This is a genomic window from Cohnella sp. GCM10020058, from assembly GCF_042683485.1.
Classification (GTDB): domain Bacteria; phylum Bacillota; class Bacilli; order Paenibacillales; family Paenibacillaceae; genus Cohnella.
In genome coordinates, this window is sequence record NZ_JBHUJV010000004.1 from 279017 (window position 1) to 301982 (window position 22966).

General features: G+C 56.4%; 23 protein-coding genes. 12 read left to right on the forward strand and 11 right to left on the reverse strand.

Annotated elements, in window-relative coordinates; genetic code table 11:
* Positions 1 to 6: 6 nt before the first annotated feature.
* From ACFSR7_RS07630 to ACFSR7_RS07665, 8 genes are all read right to left on the reverse strand, one after another.
* Positions 7 to 708 carry a LysM peptidoglycan-binding domain-containing protein gene (locus ACFSR7_RS07630; protein ID WP_378160198.1) on the reverse strand — a complete coding sequence of 234 codons (702 nt, stop codon included), beginning with the start codon at positions 706 to 708 and terminating at the stop codon, positions 7 to 9.
* Entirely contained in the window at positions 705 to 2999 is a 2295-nt protein-coding gene (locus ACFSR7_RS07635; RefSeq protein WP_378160200.1) for a tape measure protein, read from the reverse strand. Before ACFSR7_RS07635 ends, ACFSR7_RS07630 begins: the two co-directional genes overlap by 4 nt.
* A gap of 230 nt (positions 3000 to 3229) precedes the next feature.
* Positions 3230 to 3652: a phage tail assembly chaperone gene (locus tag ACFSR7_RS07640; protein WP_378160202.1), complete on the reverse strand. Its 423-nt coding sequence runs from the start codon at positions 3650 to 3652 to the stop codon at positions 3230 to 3232.
* Positions 3653 to 3683: 31 nt separating this feature from the next.
* Positions 3684 to 4148, reverse strand: a complete 465-nt coding sequence (locus tag ACFSR7_RS07645) for a phage tail tube protein (RefSeq protein WP_378160204.1) — start codon at positions 4146 to 4148, stop codon at positions 3684 to 3686.
* 1 nt (position 4149) lies between these two features.
* Positions 4150 to 5466 carry a phage tail sheath family protein gene (locus ACFSR7_RS07650; protein ID WP_378160206.1) on the reverse strand — a complete coding sequence of 439 codons (1317 nt, stop codon included), beginning with the start codon at positions 5464 to 5466 and terminating at the stop codon, positions 4150 to 4152.
* Positions 5467 to 5664 (reverse strand): hypothetical protein, encoded by a 198-nt coding sequence (locus tag ACFSR7_RS07655; RefSeq protein ID WP_378160208.1) that lies wholly within the window; start codon positions 5662 to 5664, stop codon positions 5467 to 5469. It lies immediately after the preceding gene.
* The gene (locus ACFSR7_RS07660) at positions 5661 to 6089 is read right to left on the reverse strand and encodes a phage tail terminator family protein (protein WP_378160210.1); all 429 of its coding nucleotides are present in this window, start codon (positions 6087 to 6089) and stop codon (positions 5661 to 5663) included. Before ACFSR7_RS07660 ends, ACFSR7_RS07655 begins: the two co-directional genes overlap by 4 nt.
* A 182-nt stretch (positions 6090 to 6271) precedes the next feature.
* Positions 6272 to 6787 (reverse strand): sigma factor-like helix-turn-helix DNA-binding protein, encoded by a 516-nt coding sequence (locus tag ACFSR7_RS07665; RefSeq protein ID WP_378160212.1) that lies wholly within the window; start codon positions 6785 to 6787, stop codon positions 6272 to 6274.
* A 204-nt stretch (positions 6788 to 6991) separates the two neighbouring features.
* Here ACFSR7_RS07665 and ACFSR7_RS07670 point away from each other — a divergent pair, with 204 nt between their 5' ends.
* From ACFSR7_RS07670 to ACFSR7_RS07695, 6 genes are all read left to right on the forward strand, one after another.
* Positions 6992 to 7441, forward strand: coding sequence for a helix-turn-helix domain-containing protein (locus tag ACFSR7_RS07670; RefSeq protein ID WP_378160214.1), 450 nt, complete (start codon positions 6992 to 6994; stop codon positions 7439 to 7441).
* 18 nt (positions 7442 to 7459) lie between these two features.
* Entirely contained in the window at positions 7460 to 7915 is a 456-nt protein-coding gene (locus tag ACFSR7_RS07675) for an ImmA/IrrE family metallo-endopeptidase (protein WP_378160216.1), read from the forward strand.
* Positions 7916 to 7961: 46 nt separating this feature from the next.
* On the forward strand, positions 7962 to 8399 hold the full coding sequence (locus ACFSR7_RS07680) for a VOC family protein (protein ID WP_378160218.1): 438 nt from the start codon (positions 7962 to 7964) through the stop codon (positions 8397 to 8399).
* 111 nt (positions 8400 to 8510) lie between these two features.
* A complete protein-coding gene (locus ACFSR7_RS07685) occupies positions 8511 to 10094 on the forward strand; it encodes a helix-turn-helix domain-containing protein (RefSeq protein ID WP_378160220.1) in 1584 nt (527 codons plus the stop codon).
* 155 nt (positions 10095 to 10249) lie between these two features.
* Entirely contained in the window at positions 10250 to 11302 is a 1053-nt protein-coding gene (locus ACFSR7_RS07690) for an ABC transporter substrate-binding protein (protein ID WP_378160222.1), read from the forward strand.
* A gap of 177 nt (positions 11303 to 11479) precedes the next feature.
* Complete coding sequence (locus ACFSR7_RS07695; protein WP_378160223.1) at positions 11480 to 12055, forward strand: RCC1 domain-containing protein; 576 nt, start codon at positions 11480 to 11482, stop codon at positions 12053 to 12055.
* 65 nt (positions 12056 to 12120) lie between these two features.
* On the opposite strand, the gene ACFSR7_RS07700 is transcribed toward ACFSR7_RS07695, so the two are convergent.
* From ACFSR7_RS07700 to ACFSR7_RS07710, 3 genes are all read right to left on the reverse strand, one after another.
* The gene (locus ACFSR7_RS07700) at positions 12121 to 13110 is read right to left on the reverse strand and encodes an aldo/keto reductase (protein ID WP_378160225.1); all 990 of its coding nucleotides are present in this window, start codon (positions 13108 to 13110) and stop codon (positions 12121 to 12123) included.
* Positions 13111 to 13223: 113 nt separating this feature from the next.
* Positions 13224 to 14060 (reverse strand): AraC family transcriptional regulator, encoded by an 837-nt coding sequence (locus tag ACFSR7_RS07705; protein ID WP_378160226.1) that lies wholly within the window; start codon positions 14058 to 14060, stop codon positions 13224 to 13226.
* 19 nt (positions 14061 to 14079) lie between these two features.
* On the reverse strand, positions 14080 to 14805 hold the full coding sequence (locus ACFSR7_RS07710) for a 3-ketoacyl-ACP reductase (RefSeq protein ID WP_378160228.1): 726 nt from the start codon (positions 14803 to 14805) through the stop codon (positions 14080 to 14082).
* Between the two features lie 191 nt (positions 14806 to 14996).
* On the opposite strand from ACFSR7_RS07710, the gene ACFSR7_RS07715 reads away from it, so the two are divergent.
* The 6 genes from ACFSR7_RS07715 (at position 14997) to ACFSR7_RS07740 (ending at position 22964) form a co-directional block, all read left to right on the forward strand.
* On the forward strand, positions 14997 to 16451 hold the full coding sequence (locus ACFSR7_RS07715) for a spore germination protein (protein WP_378160230.1): 1455 nt from the start codon (positions 14997 to 14999) through the stop codon (positions 16449 to 16451).
* A gap of 21 nt (positions 16452 to 16472) precedes the next feature.
* A complete protein-coding gene (locus ACFSR7_RS07720; protein WP_378160232.1) occupies positions 16473 to 17666 on the forward strand; it encodes a Ger(x)C family spore germination protein in 1194 nt (397 codons plus the stop codon).
* The gene (locus tag ACFSR7_RS07725) at positions 17666 to 17911 is read left to right on the forward strand and encodes a hypothetical protein (RefSeq protein ID WP_378160233.1); all 246 of its coding nucleotides are present in this window, start codon (positions 17666 to 17668) and stop codon (positions 17909 to 17911) included. The genes ACFSR7_RS07720 and ACFSR7_RS07725 overlap by 1 nt, the downstream gene beginning before the upstream one ends.
* A 2-nt stretch (positions 17912 to 17913) precedes the next feature.
* Entirely contained in the window at positions 17914 to 19008 is a 1095-nt protein-coding gene (locus ACFSR7_RS07730) for a GerAB/ArcD/ProY family transporter (protein WP_378160235.1), read from the forward strand.
* Between the two features lie 50 nt (positions 19009 to 19058).
* A complete protein-coding gene (locus tag ACFSR7_RS07735; RefSeq protein ID WP_378160237.1) occupies positions 19059 to 22232 on the forward strand; it encodes an ATP-binding protein in 3174 nt (1057 codons plus the stop codon).
* Between the two features lie 582 nt (positions 22233 to 22814).
* Complete coding sequence (locus ACFSR7_RS07740; RefSeq protein ID WP_378160239.1) at positions 22815 to 22964, forward strand: hypothetical protein; 150 nt, start codon at positions 22815 to 22817, stop codon at positions 22962 to 22964.
* The last annotated feature ends 2 nt before the right edge of the window (positions 22965 to 22966 follow it).

Sequence of the window (22966 nt, forward strand, 5' to 3'; positions counted from 1 at the left end):
CTCCCGTCAGGACGGCAGCTTCAGCACCATGCCGATTGGCAACTGCCGAAGCTGCGCGTCGCTGATGCCGTTCAGCTTCTGAATTTCCCGCCAACGGCTGTCGTCTCCCAGCAGCTTCTTGGCCACCTTCAACAGGGTGTCGCCCGCCACGAGTGCATACGTCTTGGGCGTCTGCTTCTCGTTGGGTCGAGGCGGAGCTTGCTTCTGTACCGCGGCGCCAGCAGAACTGCCCGCCGGCTTAATCGGTACCTTCTGGGCCGCATAGAAGACATATTCCTTCAAGCTGATCTTGTAGGCGAGATCGCCGCCTTCCCCGGCTGACTCCGACCATTCGAACGATTCGATACTGACGGCGGCATTGATCTCGTAAGGTCCGCTGAATATGAAGCGAACCGGCCGGCCGGTCGTCATCCATGTCTCGATCCGCTGCACGTACCATGCCGGGGGATGGGCAGAAAGGTTCTTATGCCAGGCCGGGAAATGAGATTCAAAGCTGATCGTCTTCAGTTCTTGCGACTTAATGACGTTGACATCCCCGAATCCGATGATGTTATAGGTTTTGCTCCCGACATCTCCCTTGATTGCGATGGAGGGGGGCATAACCGGCAAGGGGAGGATCTCGTCGTTATTATTGAAGCTTAAGGTAATGCTGTAGCCAAAGGCATCTAAGCCGTCAGAGCCCGCGGCGTTATCCGTTAAGACGCTCATCGGTGCACCCCCTCGACCGAAGAGGCGAATTCCGTCTCCAGGTGCTCCTGAATTTTGGAAATGATGGAATGCACGTCGCTCTCGTTTTTCACGTGCGTATCGCCGAACGAGATGCTTGGCGTGAGCGATACGAAATTTTGAATATTTTTCATTTCCGCAAGCTCGCGCATCGATTTCAGATCTTCGCTGGAGATCTCCACCGACTCCCCGATCTTGCTCACTTCACCGACTTTGCCTATATTGGCAATGTTAGGCGTCTTTGCCGCACCGCCGAGCGGATCGGCAAGTGGATCGGTGCGTTTAGGCAGGCCGAATCCGCGTTCCTTTGCGCCGGAGAGCTTATCGCTTGCACGACTCCATAAATCTTGTACGCCTTGGTCGCCGGCCTTGTAGGCGCCCGATAGGCTTTTTTGATCCATCTTGTATTTGGAAAGGTCGAATGGCTTTCCTTTTGTCGGATCAGGTGGTTTCATTCCGTCCATTTGTTGCTTTAATTTATCGCTTAAAGCATGGATATTAGTTTCGTCGAACGGAACAACCGGCTTTATGTTTGATCCCGTTAGCTTGTTCCAGCCTTCCAGCAACTTGTTGACGCCCTTCAATGCACCGTTAATTCCCTCCAGCATGACCTTCATAAAGCCGCCGGCGAAGTCCTCGCCGGAACGCAGCATATTATACATGGATCCCATGAAGTTCTGCATAAGGTCATAGAACAGCTTCTGAATGGCATAGACCGGATCGCTGAATACATTTCCAAAAAACTCAACGAACGCTAAAATAAAATTCCACGCATAAGCAATTCCGTTCCAGATGGAAGCGAACAGCATATTAAAAAAGCCCGCGACCGCGCCGATGATCTGCTGTGCTGATAGGCCCAGCGATAATAATACTGCAATGATGCCTGCGATAGCTGCCACGATGAGTATTAAGGGCATCATTGCTATAAGCCAGCCAATAAGCCACTCCATGGCTACATACGCAACGACAGCCGCCAAACCGATCAATACGCCGATGACAATTCCCATGTTATTCACAATGAACCCGGTTAAGGCAGCGATGCCGTCGCTTAGCAGGATAATGCCTGCATTCAGTGCGGTCAGCAAACCTTGTGCCTGCGGCGTGTCCAGCCACTGAACGAGCCTCATCACGGAATCGTTGACCTTCTGCAACGGACCGTCTGCGCCGTTTAGCTGCGAGATCCACTCCGCCGCCTTGTTCTTGGCTAAAGTCATGGCATCGTTGATCGTGCCAGACGTGCTTCCGAAGGCTTCGCCGATTAATGCATCCTGACCTGAGAAAGCCTTAACAATTTCTGTGGAGGTAAGGTTGCCTTGCTCAGCCAACTTGTAGAGTCCGTCCCGCGACACATCTAATCCGTCGGCTAACACTTTTAGAAATACCGGGGATGCCTGCGTGAGGATGTCTAGACCGTCCGTATCGAGAGAGCCGGCACTGAATGATTCTGTAATTTTGTTGCGCGCATCGCTGCTTGCATTTGGCGAAGCGGATCCCGCTGTGAGTACCTTTTCGAAGCGGGATGCGAAGCCAATCATATCGTTGTTGTTTTTAAAGACGCCAGAAGTTCCTATCCCTACGACCAACTCTGCGACATCTTGATAGGGCTGCCTGGCGGCGTTCGCGCTCTGCATCACTTTTTGCTGAAGCTGCGCTTGTGTCATCGTTCCATCATTGACCAGCTGCAAGCGATCGTTGACAGAGCCGATATCATTGGCCCAGTTCAGGAAGCTGACCGCATTTTCAATATTGAATATTTGCTTAGCCGTCTCTGCGACCTTTTCAAAGCTGCTCGTCAGTTTAGATGCCTTTTCTTCTGAAGCTGGGGGACTGTCTGGAGGACCTTCATCGGGCGGATCGGCGTTCGGGCCGTTATCTCCGCCCGGACCGCCACCGTTATCGCCGCCTGGGCCGGGAGGTGGCGTGGGTACGCGTGTGCTGTCCGTTAGATTAGAGGCTTGCCGCAGCGCAGCAACCAGTTTGTTCGCTTGCTTCGTCATTGAGACAAGAGTCTGATTAATTCGATTTAGGCCTGTTTGAAGCGGCTGTTCGTCAAACGTCAATGTGATCTGGCTGACTTCGTTCAACTGCTCGAGATGACCTCGAAGGCGCTGAATGCCCGAGTCGGCATTGTCTACATCCAGCCATAAGCTGACGTCCAGTGCACTGGCTATGTCATCTGCGAGCATTCTCGTTCGCTCAAGTTGAGCATTTGCTCTCCCCGCGTGCCATTCGAGTTGCCTGTATATCTCAACCATGTCATCCACTCTTGCCATGGCCTGTCCTCCTTTCTTGCAAAAAACAACGAAGCGGCATCCCCGTCAGGGATACCGCACCCGTCACTTTCTCTTTTTAGCTGCTTTGCGTTCCTTTTCGACGCGCACCTGGATCATCGCATAGATGGCGGCGCGTTCCCGCCGCTCCATATGGATCAGCTCATGGGGCAAGATCTTTAGTTCGTGGAGGGCATAGTAGGCATAATTGGCTTCCCCGCTGCCCCCCTCGATCAGTTTTTTACCTCTTCAATGAGCTCGTTCATGTCCTTGTCGTAGCCGTTCAGCTCTTGTACCTTCTGCACCAACGTGACATATTCGCCTGCACGGAGCATGGCGCGCAGCAGGTTCTCGGCGCCTAGGACGCCATAAGAACGTTGCAGCTCTGCTTCCTTCATATTGGGATAAACGACGCAGGCGACGGCCATTTTGGCCAGGTAATCCTCCATCACCGTCTCCTGGGTATACTGTCCGTTTTTCCCCTTGACGCGACGTGTCGCCGACTTGCGGCACTCTTCGTCCTCGGCGGCCGTGATGCTTCGCAGCTGCCAAGGGATCGGGCGCCCCTCGGCGTCCTTGAAGCGGTCCGACACGATGAAGCCCTCAGTTTGTTCGGACTTGGAATTCTGGGCAAAAAACGCGCTTAAATCGCTCATGAATCGTTAGCCTCCTGCTTATAGGGTTTCGTTAGCCCAATACGGGCGCGGTGAAGCTATCGTCAATGTCGATGTCTTCGAAGGTGAATTCGAGCTCTTCATCGAGAGCCTCGCTCTCGGTATCCAGCTTGGCGACGACCAGCTTGCCCAGATTGACTCTGCGCAGCGTGACGGTCTGCTTGCCGACGGACGAGCCGGGATCGTCATTGATGATCTTGACGTCAAAGTAGGCATCTCTGCCGTTTTTCACGTAATCCAGCATCAGCTGGCGGAACTTCGTCGTCAAATAGTAAATCGTCATCGTGCCGCTGCCCGACCAACCCGTGGCCTTGTGCTGTACGCCGCGGCGGCCGAGCGTCTTGATTTCGGCTTTTTGCTTCTCAATGGAGGCTTCGAGCGTTTTGATGTAGAACATTTCCTCCGTGTTGCCGTCGATAATCGTATAAGCGCGGCCTTCTTGGCCGGAGATCGTGTCGTTGGCTCTCAGGAATGCCATCTTACTTCACCTTCACCTTCATATAAATTTTCTCGACCGAGTCGACCGGTTGAATGCTCGCTTCGATATAGACGCTGTCCGACTCCGAGCCGGCCGTTACCGTAATATCCGTCTGCGCGCTGAAGTTCTGGATCGCGCTGGCTGCTTGGAGGCTGTCCAGGTAAGAGATATAGGCGGACTTCAGGAGACTGCGACCGTCCGCATTGTTATTCAACTTGCCTGCGTAGTAGGATTCGAAGATTCGTTTGAAGTCGTTCCCGATGCCGTCGAGCACGCGGATGACGCGATTTTTGCGGAAGTTGCTGCCTTTGTCCGGCGAGAAGCCGGTCAGGCTGTTAATATCCTGTTCGACGACCGCCTTGCCGCCGGAAGCGGTGAACAACAGCTCGCCTGCTACAAGAGCCGCGACGGTCTGCGCATTCGTGTAGCGCGGATAGGCATCGACGGCATCGTCGTAGGCGTCGTACGTGAGCGACTGATTGATCGCCGCGCCGGCAGTAGCGCCAGCTACCCACGCCGTCGCTTGCGCAGCCGTCAAGACGGTGCCGTCCGACAGCACGACGCCGTTTTTGACGGTGACGATGCCTTCGTGGTCCGCAGAAGGATAGTTTTCAAGCACCGCTTGGATTTTCTTTCCTTCGTCGTCCCGCAATCGCTTGGCGAACGCCGCGTAGACGGCCTTGAGCGAGTTGTCCGTAGAGACCAGCGCAACCGTCTGAAATTCCTGCAGTTCAAGCGCGGCCAAAAATGCCAGATGATCGGCGTTCGAAGAGGTGCCGTTCGAACCGCCGGTCAGGGCTGTGCCTGCGGAGGCCGTAAGCGCGCCAGTTCCGGTGAACGCAATCCAATCGTTCGCGTGCAGGTCTGGCGCTTCTGCGGCGATCTGCGTGTCCACTGCCTCGCCGTTCAGCAGCGTGATGACATCGAACTTGGCATTGTCGTCCACGTTCGTGCGTACGATTACGGACAGATCGTTGCCTCTTTCGCCGCCATACCGTGCGGTTGCTGTCAGATTGCCGACCGTCTTGGTCGCCTTGACGCCTGCGCTCAGACGGTACAGCAGCACGGTCTTGGCTCGTTTGAGCGCTTCGCGCACCGGCAGCAACGCTGGGGCCGTCAAGTCGTAACCGAGCTTAGGGCTCGTATCTTCGTCCGCCTCGATCGTCAGAATCTGATTCGCGGGACCCCATGGCAGGGTCAGTGCGAGCGCGGTAACCCCGCGTTCTCCGAGCGCGCCGGGCGAACCGCCCTCGCTGACGAAGTTAATATAAGCGCCAGGCCTGACTTTGTTTTGCGTTACCCAATTTCCTCCGGCCATTTAATCCACCGTCCCTTTCGCAAATGTGTGAATGAGTTGATCAGCTTGCTCGAACGTGTACGTCTTGCCGTCTTCCAGCAGCGCCGCCAGAACGTCGCGCTGTCCCGGTGTGTAGCGCTTGGCTTCGATCAATTGGCTTTTGCTGAACGCAGCCGCCTCGGACGTTTGAACCGGCGCCGATTTTTCCTGCTTGCTCATTTCATTCGCTCCTTCATAGTCATCTGCGCCATAAGCGGCGCCGACTCGATTTGTTTGATCAATTGGACGTTGACGACGAATGTGAAATAAAGAATGCCGACCGTCATGTCGTATCGCATATCTCTGCCCTTTGCATGTCCGCTCCCGAACGGAATATATTCGAGCGCGCTGCACAGCAGCTCCGCCGCCGAAGACAATGTCCCGGGCAAAGCGTTAGGTGCGGCTGCATAGCGGATGCTAAATACGTATTGCCGACGATACCGATTGCCCATGATCCGATAGTGCGTTACCGTCGGTTCAGGAATAACCAAGTAAGGCCCTTCCATGCTGTCGCCCGGCTCCGAGCCATATACGGGGATGCCTTCAAACGCCGAGGCCAAAGCTTCAATGGCCGCTTGGCGGAGATCCGTCGCCTCCACGCTCATCGTTCCACCTCATCTTTCGTACCTGATTGCGGATCGTGTCGCCTTCTGAATTTTAAGTTTCAGCGTAACGACGTTGACCGCCGGATGCTGGCTATCGGGAGTGGCTTGTCCTCCCGGGGGAGTAACTTGCAACCTCCTCGTCTATACTGCCGTTTCGTACGGCAGCCGTACGGCAAAAACGCTCAAATCGCCTGCGCCACCTTGGATTTGGCCCTGTCGACATAATCCTGGACGGTCCGCTTTTTGAGCCTAAGCTCGCGCCCGATGTCGGTTAAACTCATGCCCTGCGCCATATGCAGCAAATAACATTGTCGTTCTCGCTCGGACAGCTTCAGCAATATGCCGACGATCGCCGCCTTCCGCTCCGGCGTTACCGCAGTCTCGCGCTCTGGTTCTTGAATTTGCTGAACATAAGGCAGTAGATCCATATCCATCATGATGGATCGGCTGTAGGCATCATGAATGTCGACGCCTCGACGACCGTCCGGACGTCTGCCGAGCTGGAGCCACTCCATGGAGTAATCCATATCGCCGATCATATCCTCTACAATTCGGAGTTCTTGCCGAAGCGCTTCGGCCGCTTCTTCAGATGCAGCGAACGCATCAGACTTCCTGCGACGCAACGTTTCTCTGTATTTTTCCAGTAAGCCCTTACCGTCGGCGTACTCTCTTTTTAATCTGGCGGCCCAATCCTGCATGGTTGTCCCTCCCTTTATTTAAAAGGCAAGTTTAAGCTTGACGATAAATATAATATCAATTATTCTATAATTGATAATAATATTATCTATAAGTTCGCGAATGATCCTTTATCTGTGGTAAAATCGAGTATATTTGATAATAATATTATCGTCAACTATTTTTGATATTATTTTTATCAATTCTCTCCGAAAGGACGGCTTCCTATGAATCTGGGCCATCGTATTACTGCACTCCGCATCAAAAAGCATCTTACCCAGGACCAAATGGCCGAAGTTCTAGGGGTCAAACGCGCTCGGTACAATGCCTGGGAAAACGGCATCTCCAATCCGGATTACCATTATCTAGCAGAAATTGCCAAGTTCCATGGCGTATCCGCCGACTCCCTGCTGGGATTGACTGGCAGCGGAGCGCGCACGTATGATGGGGAGGACGAGACAACGGCAGCGACTCTTTCCCCCAGAGAGGAACGTGACATTGCGACCGATCTGGAGCGCATGCTATCGGAACTGGATGCGAACGAGGCGTTGGCTTTCCATGGTGAGGGGGAAGACGAGGAGAGCCGCGAGCTTCTGCGCAACTCGTTGAGGAACTCTCTCATTTTGGCCAAGCAGTTGGCCAAGAAGAAGTTCACTCCTGTCAAACCACCCAAATAACGCCGGACGGGGGCTTCCATGAGGACGATTAAGAATATCGTAGCTCAGCTAATCAGGAAATACGGAACCGTCGATCCCTTCGAGATTGCGGCAAGCAAGCACATATTGGTGATCCTCGAGCCGCTTGGCTTCACGCAGGGATACTTCAATACCTATAAACGAATACGCATGATTCATATTAATGAGTCGCTGAGCGAGTATCGGCGCAGATTTGTTTGTGCGCATGAGCTGGGGCATGCGATTCTTCACCCGGGGATCAATACGCTTTTTATGCGAAGCAGTACGCTCTACTCCGTCGGTCGTATCGAACGCGAAGCCAATGAGTTTGCGGCGGAGCTGCTGTTGCCTGACGAGGTCATCCAAGAATACGAGAGCTGGGGGCTTACAATTCGCGAAGCTGCTGTAACTTATGGCGTTCCCATCGAGGCTGCCGAGTTAAAGAAAATGCCGAGCGAGTTTTCTCAAAAGAATTGATTTAGAGCTTGCCATATAACGATCCGCAACCGAGGAGGCACAACGCATGAAAATCCAACGCATCGACCACATCGGCATCAACGTGAACGACCTGGCCGCGGCCAAAGCTTTTTTCGTCGAATTCGGACTTGAGGTGCATGGGGAATGGGAAGCGGAGGGCGCTTGGCTGGACGTGATCGTCGGGCTTGAAAACGTGAAGACCTCCTGCGTGGCCTTGCGAGCGCCGGACGGTCAGACGTGGCTGGAGCTGATCAGATATATCCATCCTTCGGATGAAAGCGGCTTTCAGCACACGCATTCGAATACGCTGGGCATCCGTCATATTTGCCTGGCCGTCGATGATATTGAAGCGATTGTCGACAACATGAAAAAGAAAGGCATGGAAGCCTTTAGCGAAATCCAGAATTATAAAGATATTTATAAAATGTGTTATGTTCGCGGACCGGAGGGCATTATTCTGGAGCTGGCGGAGCGGCTTAATTAGGGAAATGGAGGCTCGACCGAGGGAACTGTTGAGATGAGAATTGTTATCAATTAAAATAATAAAGAGCCACTCAACAGGAGAGCAACTTGGGGAAACGGGAGCGGAGAATCATTGATTACGGATCGATGGTACGCATTGGCAAAACTGGAGCTGGTCGAGGACAGCCCGGATTTCTGGCGGCGCCGAAGGTGGGTCGTGCAAGATCCGCTGTTGATCGTGTCGGCGGGAAAAGGGAACCGAATCGTCATCGACGGCAATCCGGTGCCCGAGCTTCAGGATCTTGTGTGGGCATGCGCGCCCGGGCAGTGGGCGGAAGTCAGCTCATCCCCCGATGAAGAAGGAAAACTGTATTTGCTGCATTACCAAACGGGCAGGCTGGCGAACCCTGACGAAGAAGAGGCTGTTCGGACTGTAAAGGCCCCGCTTTTTCCTAACGGCGCACAAGCTGGCCTTAAGGCGGCGGATTTGTGCGAGAAATTACTGCTGCTGTCGCAGGCGCCGGCGGACACGAACTATTTTCGCGCGCAATCGATATTCCACGAACTATTGCTTCGTATTTTGTCCGATCGGGAAGTGACGCTGGTGCTGGAGCAGGCAGCCCGAGAAATCGAGCGGGATTATGCGACGGATATCACGATCGATCGTTTGGCCGCTACCGCGGGCATGAGCAGATACCATTTTATGCGCTCGTTCAAGGAACGATTCGGCATGAGCGCCATGCAATATTTGACGAAGGTGCGCATCCGGGAAGCGAAGAAGATCATGCTGCGATCGGTGCCGGAATCGATGCAGGCCATTTCCGCTCAGACCGGGTTTCACAACGAGCATTATTTTCGCGCCACTTTCTCCAAGCAGGTCGGCATTTCGCCCGCCGTCTTTATCCGCAACAGCAGGCAAAAAGTAGCCGCCTACAGCTGGCCCGTGATCGGGCAGCTGCTGCCGCTCCAGGTCGTTCCCTATGCGGCGCCAATCGATCACTACTGGACGCGCCACTTTGACCGGCATTATCGGGACGACGTGATGGTGCCGCTTAGCCACGACTATGCTTTTAATCGCGACGCGCTTCGGCGGCATGCGCCCGACCGCATTATCGGCCTCGATACCGTGCTTTTCGAGCCGGAGGCGGAGCAGCTGCGGGAGATTGCGCCGGTTCTGCTGATTCCATGGGAACATACCGATTGGCGGGGACACTTGCGGCTTGTCGGGGATTTTCTGGACAAGCGCAAGGAAGCGGCAAAATGGCTGGAGCGTTACGAGCGCAATGCGGAGGGATGGCGGACGGAGCTGCGCCGTTTGACGGCGGGCGAACGCATGCTGGCGCTTAAAATCGCGGGAGACGCGATCTATGTTTGGGGACGCAGAGCGGCGACAGTTTTAATAGACGACCTTGGTTTGTCGCTTGCGCCTTCCGTGGATGCATCGCATTGGTATGCAGAGACCTCGCTTGATCGCCTCGCCTCCTTCGAGGCCGACCGCATCATCGTCATCGCGGATCGGGACAGCCGCTCCCGCGCGACATGGTCGGCCGTCCAAGCGTCCGGGCATTGGAGGGACTTGGCTGCCGTCCGGAGAGGCGCCGTGCATGTGCTGGCAGGATACGATCAGTGGGTGCATCCTTGGCTGGAGAATACCGCCTTTAATCACGAACGGTTCATGCACCAGGCGGCGAAGCTGATATTGTGCCTGGATTCTTGAAAGTTCCGCATGATCGTGAATATACGGATAGCGGCAGGTGCTATATACTCCAATCTAGTAAGTGATAATGATTATCAATACCAGGTTGGGGGATCTATATGTCAACAAGAAAAAAGAATGTTCACGGTGTTCAAAACGTTAAAGGCAGAAGACGGATGGGAAAAACGTCTCTGCTGGGGGCTGTCCTGGCGACGCTTATCTTGATGCTGGCCGCATGCGGGAAAGCAGCCGATAACTCGGCCGACGCTTCGCCGCAGTCAACGGCAAGCGCGCCGGCATCGGCGTCCGCGTCCGCGGCAGCTTCAACGAGCGCTGCAGCTTCCTCGGCCTCGGCATCGCCGGCTCAGGCGGTCACGATCAAGCACGATTTTGGCGAAACGGTCGTGCCGGCGCATCCGCAGCGAATCGTATCTTACGATATGGAGGATATGCTGTTGTCCCTCAACGTGCCGCTCGTGCAGGCGTTCAGCGCTGAAGGGTTTTATCTGGACAGCCAGCTTAAGGAGAAGGGAATATCGATCAATACCTCGATGGATCTGAATATGGAGGTATTCGCGTCCGCCAATCCAGATCTGATCATCATCAACAAGAACATGCTGGACCAGAGCAGCTACGAACAGATCAGCAAAATAGCGCCTACGCTGCCGCTGGCCAGAGACGACTGGCAGCAGTCCTTGCCCGAGCTCGGCAAGGCGCTGGGCATGGAGACGGAAGCGCAGACCATTATCGACGATTACAAGGCCAAGCTTGAGCAGGCCAAAGCGGCCATCGTCGACAAAGTCGGCGCAGACAAGACGGTTGCCTTCATCCGACCATCGACGAAGGATGTCGAGCTTGATTTTCCGGCGTGGATCTGGACGGCCGTGCTGTACCGGGACCTGGGGCTGAAGCCCGATCCGAAGGTGCTGGACATCGAGAAGAACAGCTCGGATACTTGGGGCGGATCGATGATCTCGCTGGAGACGCTGCCGGACCTGACCGCCGATTACTTGTTCATGGATTACGGATCGTCGTTGTCGAAGGAAGCGGACTTCCAGAAGGAAGTCGCGGTCTCCGCGGAAGTGGAGAAGCTGAATATATGGCAAGCGATCCCCGCCGTCAAACAAGGCAATGTCTTCAAAGTATCGGCCCGTCACTGGGCGCTGAACGGTCCGATGGCCGACAGTCTGAAGATCGATGACGTGGTGCAAGCATTGACAAGCAAGTAAATCGATTGGTCCGGAACGCAATAGAAAAGATGAAGCAGAGCGCGGGGAATCCATTCCCGTTGCTCTGTATTTTTTTGCGTCTGAAATCGGATGAGTTTTCACCATTAGTAGAAGGTATTCCCAAAGAATTGCCGAATTTTGTAATACATTACAAATTCAGCACGAGGGGATTTGGGCATGCTGCTTCAATTAACGCGTACACGTTCAAGATTAATGATTTTCCTGCTTAGTTTGCTGCTGCTCGCAGAGAGCGCACCTCATGCGGCAGCCGCCGATACGAACGGTGCAAAGCCTGTTTTCACCGACGTCGCCGGAGAATATTATCATTTCTTGGCATTGGATACCGAGGGCTATGTGTGGGGCTGGGGGACGAACATCGGGGATCAGCTCGGCGAGGTGGACCAGAGCTACCTGGTCGTGCCTGCGAAAGTGAAGGGAATCGACAGCGTAAAATTAATCTCAGCCGGATACGGGCACTCGACCGCCGTCAAGAAAGACGGGACGGTGTGGAGATGGGGCTCGAATGCATCCGGGGCTCTGGGCGTGGATCCGGCCAAGCTCGATTTCTCAGCCAAGCCGATTCAGGTGCAGGGCATCGACCGCGTGAAAGCCATTGCGGACAGCGCTTATTACACGTTGGCCTTGAGAGAGGATGGCATACGGAGATCCAGCCATACCAGGATCGTCTTGCGTGGGCCGTTACGAAGACGGACAACGGTTATATCGATACGACCGGAAAATGGTACTTTGTGATGAAAATTCAGAAGTGGGGATCGGGACTAAAAGGCGCCGGGATCAACCGGCGCCTTTGCTGTACCCTATGCCAGAATGCGATCGATCCGCTCCAGCTCCTCCTGCGTGAAGGACAGCTGCGCGAGCGCGCCTACGGCATCCTCGATCTGGCCAACCTTGCTCGCGCCGATAAGCGCGGACGTGACGCGGCCTCCCCGGAGCACCCAGGCCAGCGCCATCTGCGACAGCTTTTGCCCTCTGCCCTCCGCCAGCTCGTTGAGCTGCCGGACCTTTGCGACGAGCGTCTCGTCGATGCCCTCGGAGCGCAGGAACACGCTCGGCCCCGCCGCACGCGAGTCGGGGGCGATACCATTCAGGTACCGGTCGGTCAGGATGCCCTGGTTAAGCGGCGAGAATACGATTGAGCCGATGCCCTCCTCGTCGAGCACATCCTGCAGTCCGTCTTCGATCCACCGGGACATCATGGAATAGTTCGGCTGGTGGATCAGGCAAGGCGTCCCCAGCCGCTTCAGGATGCGCGATGCTTCGCGCGTCTCCTCGGGCTTGTAGTTGGAGAGACCCACGTACAGCGCTTTGCCTTGGCGGACGATCAGATCCAGCGCCGCCATCGTCTCCTCCAGCGGGGTATCGGCATCGGGACGGTGGTGGTAGTAAATATCGACGTAGTCGAGACCCATCCGCTTCAAGCTCTGATCCAGGCTGGCGACGAGGCTTTTCTTGGAGCCCCATTCGCCGTACGGACCGGGCCACATATAGTAGCCGGCCTTCGTGGAGATGATCAGCTCGTCCCGATAAGGCTGAAGATCGTCCTTCAGCATGCGGCCGAACGACTCCTCTGCAGATCCGGCAGGCGGACCGTAATTGTTGGCCAGGTCAAAATGAGTGATGCCGAGGTCAAACGCCCGCCGTACGAGCGCTCTGCCGTTTTCGTACGTGTTGATGCCGCCAAAGTTATGCCACAGTCCGAGCGAGATGGCCGGAAGCTTCAGGCCGCTCCTGCCGCTGCGATTGTATGTCATGGCGTCGTATCGATCTTGTCTAGCTGAATAGGTCATCTCGAACGCTCCTTCTTATGCGAATAGGCCCATTATAGTGTGCCTCGGGGAATAAGCCCATGTCCGCATGGAAGGGAAATATGGCATGATGTCTGATTTATGCGAGCCGCCGATTAGCGATACTGCTTGGGAGGAACGCCTTTCAGCTTTTTGAACATTTTGGAGAACAGCAGCGCATCCTGGTATCCGACCGAACGCGCCACTTCCCCGATCGTATACTGGCCTTTCCTAAGCAGCTCCCCGGCTCTTTCCATCCGGTAATGAAGCAAGTATTGCTGCGGGGGCAGCCCCGTGGCCTCCTTGAAGATGACCGACAAATACTTGCGGTCCAGTCCGAGCGTCGACGCTAACTGCTCTACCGTGATCGGTTCACTGAAGTGGCAGTGGAGGAAGTCCAGACTGCGGTGAACGTATGCGTCCTGCTTGCGGCCGGGCAGGGCGGCACCCAGACCGGAGCCCCCCTCGAAAGACACGGGCATCTGCTCGACGAGCGACGTAAGCACGTCGAGCAGCAGCGACGTCAACCGCAGATCGCGGTTGACCGGCCGGTCTTCGGCTTCCCGCAGCAGCTCGTACAGATTCGGCATCAACCGCATGTCCATCGGGAATACGGGAGCCTCGGGCGTCAGCCGCGTGCGCGCCAGCACGTCCGCGACCCGATTGCCGCGGAATCCGACCCATGAGTAGGTCCACGGATCAGTCTCGTCCGCCTGGTAAAAGATGATCTTGTCCGGATAAGCGAGGAAAGCCTGTCCCGCCGACAGCCTGTACGTATGGCCGCCTGTCTGCACGATGCCGGTCCCCCGATGGACGAAATGGATCTTGTAATGATCGCGCACGCCGGGTCCGAAGGCATGGCCGGGCACGCAATCCTCTTTGCCGAAGTGGGAGAGGTAAAAATCCGGATCCTCCCGGTACGGGCGGTCCGGATTGTCGTGGAGTGCTCTCATCTATGCAAGGTATCCGTTCTTAAAAAGGATTGGTGTTGAGCATGCTCGCCGTCTTGATGTACATGCGCTGAGACAGCTTCAACTGAGCGACGATGAACTCGGCGATGTCCTCCGGATGCATGTATTGTTCGTCTTTGCCTTCCGGGATCAAGGACGAGCTCTTGGCCAGATCGGTCGCGATCGTGCTAGGCGTGAGCGCCGTCACCCGGATATTGTTGCGGCGAACCTCCTGCGCGAGCGACTCCGTCAAGCCGATGACGCCGAACTTTGAGGCGCTGTAGGCGCTGGAGCCGGGCGCGCCGTTCAGGCCGTTCGTCGACGAGATGTTGATGATGTCTCCGCCGTTTTTGGCGATCAACTGGGGAAGCACGGTACGTGTTACGTAAAAGGTTCCGAGCAGATTGACGTCGATGATCTTTTTCCAGTGCTCGGGGTCCATCTCGACCAGCTTCTCGAAGCTGCCGATCCCGGCGTTGTTGATCAGAATATCGGCGTCGCCGAGGTTCCGGGTGATGTTATCGATCGCTTGCTCGACCTGGGCCAAGGAAGACACATCGGCGGCCGCGTAGGCGACCTTGACGCCGAGTGCCTCAATTTGTCTTGCCGTATCGAGCAGATCCTTCTCCGTTCGCGCGATCAGTCCGACATGGACCCCTTCTTTGGCCAGCTCGAGCGCGACGGCTTTGCCGATCCCTTTCCCGGCTCCGGTTACGAATGCTACTTTTCCTTTGATGTTCTGCGCCACGGTAGACACTCCTTCGTTTGCGATTGGATAACAAGCTACTGCAATTATATCGAATCCGTCCGATCAACCCAAATGAACGGAACGCAGCCAAGCCGGCAAGGTCACCCGCCGCATAAAATGGGCCTAAAAGTGGAAAACCTTACAAATACCCGACCTACTACACGGAGGTGCTCCCCATCGCTGCGGATTTATTGTCCAAGTCGCTGCCCTCGAGTCTGGATCGGCTGCGTCGCGTTTACAAGCAGTGCGACGATCTCGCGATCCAGGACTGGCGGTACGGTCCGGACCTCAAGCACCGGGCGGCCTCCGTGTATTTCAAGACGATATGCGACAACAGCACGAACTATATGAAGAGCGCCCTGCAGGATCTGACGAATCATGTGATCGGCCCCGGATTGGACGTGACGCCGGAGATGCTCCGCGTGTTTTTCGGCGCGCACGGCGTGTCTGCCGAGCGGGCGAGCCTGGAGCGGGAATGGGCGTCCGTCGATCGGCTGCTGCTGCAAGGCTATATGATCCTGGTCGTGGACGGCTGGGATCAGGCGCTCTGCTTCGAGTCGGACCGATTGGAGACGCGTCAGGTCATGGAGCCGCAGACCGAGCCGGTCGTCCAGGGGCCGCGCGAGGGCACGGTCGAGGATCTTCAGAAAAACGTCGGCATGATCCGCATGCGGCTGCAGACGCCGGCGCTTAAATTTCAGTTCTTTAAAGCCGGCGGGCATTCGAATACGACGATCGGCTACGGATATCTGGACGGCGTCGTCGATCCCCCCGTTCTGGCCGAGTTCGAGCAGAGGCTGCAGCGCTGCAAAGGAAAGGGGGACATCATCGATACTTCGTTCATCGAGGAGCTTATTGAGGACCACCCGTTATCTCCTTTTCCCCAGTTCCGTTACACGGAACGGACAGACGTCGCTGCGGCAGCGATGCTGGGCGGAAAAATCGTACTGCTCGTCGAGGGCTCCGGCTCGATCATGATTTGTCCGGGGCTGTTCTTCGATCTGCTGCAGTCGAGCGAGGACTACTATCAGCGCGTGCTGGTGTCGAATTTTATCCGCTGGCTTCGCTTCATCGCGCTCTTCATCGCAATCTCGCTGCCCAGTCTGTATATCGCGATCTCGACGTTTCACACCGAGCTGATCCCGACCGTCTTGCTGCTCGCGATCGTCGATTCGCGCGAGGGCATTCCGTTCGGCGCCTTTCTCGAAGCGGTCATCATGGTTTTTTTCTTCGAGCTGCTTAAGGAGGCCGGCATTCGGCTGCCCAGAGCGGTAGGCTCTGCGGTCAGCATCGTAGGCGCGCTCGTGATCGGGGAAGCCGCCATCAATGCGGGCATCGCTTCGCCGTTCATGGTCGTCGTCGTCGCGCTGACGGGCATCGCTTCTTTTTCGCTGCCGCAGTACAACCTGTCCATCGCGCTGCGGATGATTCAGTTCCCGCTAATGGCGCTTGCTTCATTGCTCGGCGGCTTCGGCATTTTGCTTGGATACCTGTTCATCTGGCTCCATCTGGTCACGCTGACCTCGCTTGGCGTGCCCTTCTTGACGCCGATTGCGCCGTGGAAGGCAGAACAGTTCCGCGATACGGTGATAAGGACCAAGCTGCCCGCGCTGATCCGGCGTCCGAAGCCGCCCCGCTCCACCTAAACGATCGCTCAGAGGTGCAGTATGATAATCCGATTCGTGACCATCGGCCGGCTCGCGCTGACGACCGTACTGCTAGGTCCGCTGCTGGCCGGCTGCGGGGACAGGGCCGAGCTTCCGCAAAAGGGCTTCGTCATGGGGCTTGCGCTGGACGAAGCGCCGGAGGGTGGGATCGGACTGACCGTGCAGATTTTTAAGCCCTCCCAAAGCATCGTCGGACGCGGCAAGCCCAGCAAGTCGTATATCAATATCCAGACCGACGACGAGTCGGTGATCGAGGCCGTGCGGGACATTACGATCCACCTTGGGCGGAAAGCTCAGTGGAGCCATATGCGGATTATTCTGGTCAGCGAGTCGCTCGCACGCAAGCATTCGGTCATGCGGCTGCTCGATTTTCTGTACCGGGATCACGAGCCCAGGCTCACCACCCACATGCTGATCGCTAAGGGAGAAGCGTCTCATTACATGGACACATCGCCCTACATCGAGAATTCGGTCAGTCAGCAATACTTCTTGAGCGAGCAATCCTCGCACCAGATGACGGGCAAGTCGGTCTCCACCGACCTGCTGCAGTTTGCGCTGCAATCCCGCAGTCCGTCGGCGGTCGCGATGATTCCCTATCTGTACGAGCGGGAATCCCTTAACGAATCGGCGCCGACCGTAGCTGGCGCAGCCGTCCTCGTTGACGGTCAGATGAAGGAGATTATCCCTCCCAAGCTGCTCGAAGGCGTTCAACTGCTTGACAACGGCTATAGATCCGGCATCGTCGAGGTGCCTTGCCCCGCCGATCCGACCGATGAGACGATGCTGCGGGAGGATTCGATAGAAGTGCTGTCGACCAAGACGGCGATGAACGTCCGGCCTGCGGGAGACCATCTTCATCTGACTTTCCGGGTGAAGGCCGTGACGGCGATCTCCGAGCTCGTATGCGGGGAGACGCTTAAGCCCAAGCAGGAGCATGAGCTGCGGCTGCGAATTCAGAAGACAATGGAGCAGACGATGGGCGAGAGCATGGACTGGCTGCTGCAAAAACAGATTGACGTCGTCGGAGCGGGGAACCGGCTGTTCGAGCATCATATAGAGCTTTGGCGGCAATGGAAGAAGAACTGGCCGCAGCAGTTCGCACGTTCGACCTACGAAGTTCATGCAGATGTCACCATCCTCACCTCGGGCACCAATGTCGGCAAGCCGGTCGACAAACGGTCGGATGAAACATGATGAGGGCCATGTTGATTATAGCGCTGATCGGTTTTTTGGTTCACGATTGGACCGCCGGACACCTGGGCAGCGCCCGATGGCGGACCAAGGCTGTCTATGCGCTGCTGCTGCTGGCGATCGGCTACCATATCCTGATCGTCTTCGGAGCGATTTCCGCACCGTCCTACTACGACTTTTTCGTACGGATTTACGGCGGGCTCGCGGAGCGGATCGTCGCTTATCTTAGCCCGGAAGGAGGCGCCTAGACATGAAAAATGCGATTACGTCAAAGCAGGCTGCCATGCTGCTATTCGTTTTTTTGACAGGCTCCTCCATCATCAACATTCCGGCGCCGCTCATCGCGATCAGCGACAACGAATCATGGATCAGCCTGCTCGCGGCAGCCGGACTCGGGCTGCTCCTCCTGATCCCGCTCGTCAGTCTTGCCCGCAGATTTCCCGATATGGATTACATCGAGTACGGCGCCAAACTGGTTACCCGGCCGGTTGCCGTCATTTTCGGCCTGTTGCTCCTGACGCTTTACGTGCATACGGTGGCCGGCATTATCATGGATATATCGATGTTTCTCAAGAGCTCGATGATGCGCAATACGCCTTACGGATATTTTACCGTTCTGACTTCGTTAGCCGTGGCGCTGACGGCCCGGGTCGGCATCGGCCGCTTCGGGGGGATGTTCGGCTTGCTGATGATTTCCGTCATGCTGTTCGTCGTCTTCAATATCTCGCTCGCCTCTCCCGGATTCCATCCGGAATATATGCTCCCGCTCTTCGACGAGGGGGTCAAGCCGATCGTGCACGGCATTTATTTTATTTACGGCTTTCCGTACGGAGAGATGGTCATGTTCTGCATGATATTGCCGCTCATCCGAGTGAAGGCCAAAGATCGCATCGGGCGGAAATTGACGCTGGCCGTCGCGCTGAACACAGTCTCTCTGCTCGTAGTCACGCAGGCCACGGTGCTCGTCTTCGGCCCGCTCTCGGGGGAGCGCAAATATTCGATGTTCGAGGTCGCCCGGACGGTCAACATTACAGAGGTCTTCGAGCGGCTGGAGGCGTTGATGGGCTATTCCATGATCGTCGCTTCTTTTATGAAGGCAACCATCGTGCTTTTTGCGGCGCATCTGATGCTGAACAGCCTGCTCAAGCTGCCCCGGGATAACCGCCATCTCTTATTCCCGCTTGCCTTCCTCACGGCGCTTATCTCGATTGCAGTCGGCCTTCGCGGCGAGGCGAACTGGGACTTTATCGTATCGAGCATCCACCCGCTATGGGTCGTCTCCTGCGGCACGGTGCCGCTGCTTGTCGTGTACGCGGTATCGCTGATCCGCAGGCGGGCGGCTTGATGTCGGGTGGCGTCGAAGGATTTTAGCGGCTTTTGTCGAACCCGTATCCTATGATGAAAAAACGGAAGATTCTAGCCGTCGTCGGTCTATTCCTGATCGTCCTGACGGGCATTCGCCTGGCCTGGGTCGGCGTACAAACGAATAACGCGAGAGCGGAGGCCGCAGACGGCCGGTTGGATCTAAGCCGCTGGGATCCCGCATCGCAACCGCTCCTTTCCCTCGCCGGACAGTGGGCATTCTATCCCTCGCAGCTGGCAACGTCCGGTCCGGAAGGTGCGGCCGATACGCCGGCAGGCGCCGCCCGATTAGTCAAGGTCCCAGGCACCTGGAAGGGGGTGCTCGATCCATCGCGAGACACGCTTATCGGGTTCGGAACATACCGGCTGCGCATCCTGCTGCCGGCCGGCGGCTTGCCGGGACAGAAGTTGACGATCCGCGTGCCGGGAATCTCCGCGTCGTCGGCGCTGTACGTCAACGGCCGCCCGATGGGCGGCGCCGGCCGTCCGGCGGAACGAGCGTCCGCTTATACGGCGAGTGCTTTGCCTTATTCCGTCACGTTTACGGCCGATCGCGACGTACTGGACCTTGCGCTCCAAGTCGCCAATTACGACGACCGTATCAGAGGCGGCTTGACGGAGCCCGTTCGGCTCGGAGCGGCCCAGGCGATGAGCCGATCCTATTCGTTAACCGTCGGCTCGCAAGCGGCGCTGATTCTGCTGATGGCCATGCATGTCCTGTACGCGATCGCGCTCTACTTCATCGGCGCCCGGCAGCGTACGCTCCTGCTCTTTTCTCTGCTGGGGATTTGCGGTGTTTTAACGATTCTCTGCAACGAGGATCGCTTGCTGTCCGTATGGTTCGGAGCCAGCTACGAGACGCTCTATAAGACGTTTTACTTGAGCTATCTGGGCACGGCAGCGTTGCTGCTGCAGTATGTGAGAGGTCTGCTGCCCGAATTCAAGCTTCTTCGTTTTGCGCGCTGGCATCTCGCCATATGCATCCTCTTCGGCGTATTCGTGCTGGCGTCTCCTGTCAACATGGTCACCTCTGCCTTTGCGGACGGCCTCCACACGATTCTTTTGCTGACATCGTTCGTTACGGCGCCGATCGTTTTCTATCTCGCAGTCCGAAGAGGCGTGCCTGACGCGATTTATTTGCTGCTAGGCGTAGCTGCCGTCGCCTGGAACCTGTTATGGGGCATATTCGGCTACTCCTTCTCGCTGGATGTCGGCTATTATCCGCTCGATATGCTCGCGTTTTTTATTTTGTTCGCCCTCTATTGGTTCAAGCGATATTTCCGTAATGCCGCCGAGACCGTCCGATTGGCGGAGCGCCTCCAGACGGCCGACAAACGCAAGGATGACTTTCTCGTTCACACGTCGCACGAGCTGCGCAATCCGCTTCACGGCATGCTGAATATGGCCCAGGCCGTGCTCGACAGCGACGAACGGACGGGCGGGGCCTTCAATCGGGAACGTCTCGCGCTGCTCGTCGCGATGGGCAAGCGGATGTCCATCCTGCTGCACGACCTCATCGATCTGAATCGGCTGCGGGAGGATCGCCTGTCGGTGAAGCCTGCGCCCGTCCGGCTGCAGACGGAAGTTGCCGGCGTGCTGGACATGGTCCGGTACATGGCCGCCGGCAAGCCCGTACAGCTTGAGAACAGGGTGTCTGATACGTTGCCGGCCGTGCTGGCGGACGAGCACCGCTTGGTGCAGATTCTGTTCAACCTGTTGCACAACGCAATCAAGTTCACGAACGAGGGCCGGATCTGGATCGAAGCGGATGTCGAACGGGATCATGCGGTCATTCGAGTTGCCGATACAGGGATCGGGATGGACGGGGACACGGCGAAGCGCATCTTCGAGCCGTACGAACAAGGCGAGCTTCAGCCGGATACGAATGCCGCGGGGTTGGGTCTGGGACTTGCAATCAGCAAACGCCTGGTGGAGCTGCACGGTGGACGCTTAACTGCCGACTCGACGCCAGGCGTCGGCTCTGTCTTTCGGTTTACGCTGCCAGTTGCTGCAGCAGAAGCAACAGCAGTGGCGACAGCAGCGACAACCCCAACGTCAGTGCCGGCGGACTCGGAACCGGCGAACCTGGCGTCGAGCGAGGTCGCCGCGACCCGGCTGCTGCTGGACGAAGAAACTGCGGTTCCCGAACTAGTCGGGACGGCTGAACTGTTTTCATCGGAAACGAAAGCGCGAGGCGATCGCTCCCGCATTCTGGCCGTCGACGACGATCCGGTCAATCTGCGCATACTCGAGCACGTGCTTCCGGCAGAGCTCTACGAGATCACGACGACGACCAGCGGCGCTCAGGCCCTCGTCCTCTTGAATTCGGGACCATGGGATCTGCTGATCGCGGATGTCATGATGCCGGACATCTCCGGGTACGAGGTCGCCCGCACGGCCCGCACGCTCTTCTCCGCCTCCGAGCTGCCGATTCTGCTGCTCACGGCTCGTTACCGGGCGGAAGATATCGCGGCGGGCTTCGACGCGCAGGCCAACGACTACATCGTGAAGCCCGTCGACGCGCATGAGCTGCGGATGCGGGTGAAGGCGCTCACGGACGTGGCCTGGGCCGCGCGCGAACAGAAACGTATGGAGGCAGCATGGCTGCAGGCACAGATTCAGCCTCATTTCCTTTTCAACACGCTCAATTCCATCGCTGCGCTGGCGGACGTGGATACCGTGCGCATGCGCGAGCTGCTGTCGGCGTTCGGCGATTACCTGAGGGCCAGCTTCGACTCTACCAATTCGGACCGGCTCGTGCCGCTCGGGAAAGAGCTTGGACTGATTCGGGCCTATCTGTATATTGAAAAAGAGCGATTCGGCGACCGGCTTGAGGCCATATGGGAGACGGAGGATCATCTTCACCTGCCCGTTCCGCCGCTGTCCATCCAACCGTTGGTCGAGAATGCCGTTCGCCATGGCGTGCTCAAGCGCCACGAGGGAGGCACCGTCCGGATTCGGGTTCAGGACATCGGAGACGAAGTTGAAATCGCGATTGAAGACGACGGCGTGGGCATGGCGCCCGACAGGCTGCCGCAGGCACAGCTGCCCGGCGGGCCGTCCGGCCGTCCTGCGGGCATCGGCTTGACCAATACCGATCGCAGGCTGAAGCAGCTCTACGGCAAGGGACTGCTCGTCCGCAGCCGTCCCGGAGGCGGGACGATCGTCTCCTTCGTCGTCCCAAAGCCCCGCCCAAGCCCATATTGATTTGATGGATTAACAGTGAGAACGATTATCAGTTACTATTGAGTGAGACAGAAGCGAGAGGGGCGCTCGCCATGGCGCGAGCACCGCTGCGAAGATGCACCATGTATGTGCATGGTGGCGATGGCTGGGTGTGCGGTGGCGCAGGCGGGGTTGGCAGCGGATGCTTCTCATGCTTGGAGCGCTTGCTAGAGTATGATGGGGGTCACCCTATTTCCAGGCCGAGGACCATCTTGTCGCCGAGCCTCTTCGCCGGTCGAGCGAAGCGCGATGCCTCGCTGCAAGTCGTTATGAGCGGACGCACTCGTATTTTTAATATATGATTATCATTATCATTTATCCCGTTTAACTGATAATGATTATTGATATCAATAGTTTATGGTGTTATAATTTTCCCTGTTGTCCGCAACGCGGTCGAACAATGTGTTAGGAATCATTGATAAATATAGGTTTTTAGGAAAACTACACGGAGTGGGATTAGCCATGCCAATCGAAGTTGCAAAGAGGAGGGAAGCGAGCAAAAAGCTGCTCTTTTTTAAAAAAATTAATTGAGAATGATAATCTAAAATGCAGGAAAATATATTTATGAGAGAAGGAGAACTTAGAAATGAACCGATCTTATGGGAAATTCATGACGGTTTTAACTTTAGTATTTATACTGATCGCGTCGGTAGCTTTGCCACGCGCGCAGGCCGCGCCAACGTCAATACCCGTTTATCAGGATGGGGAATATGACT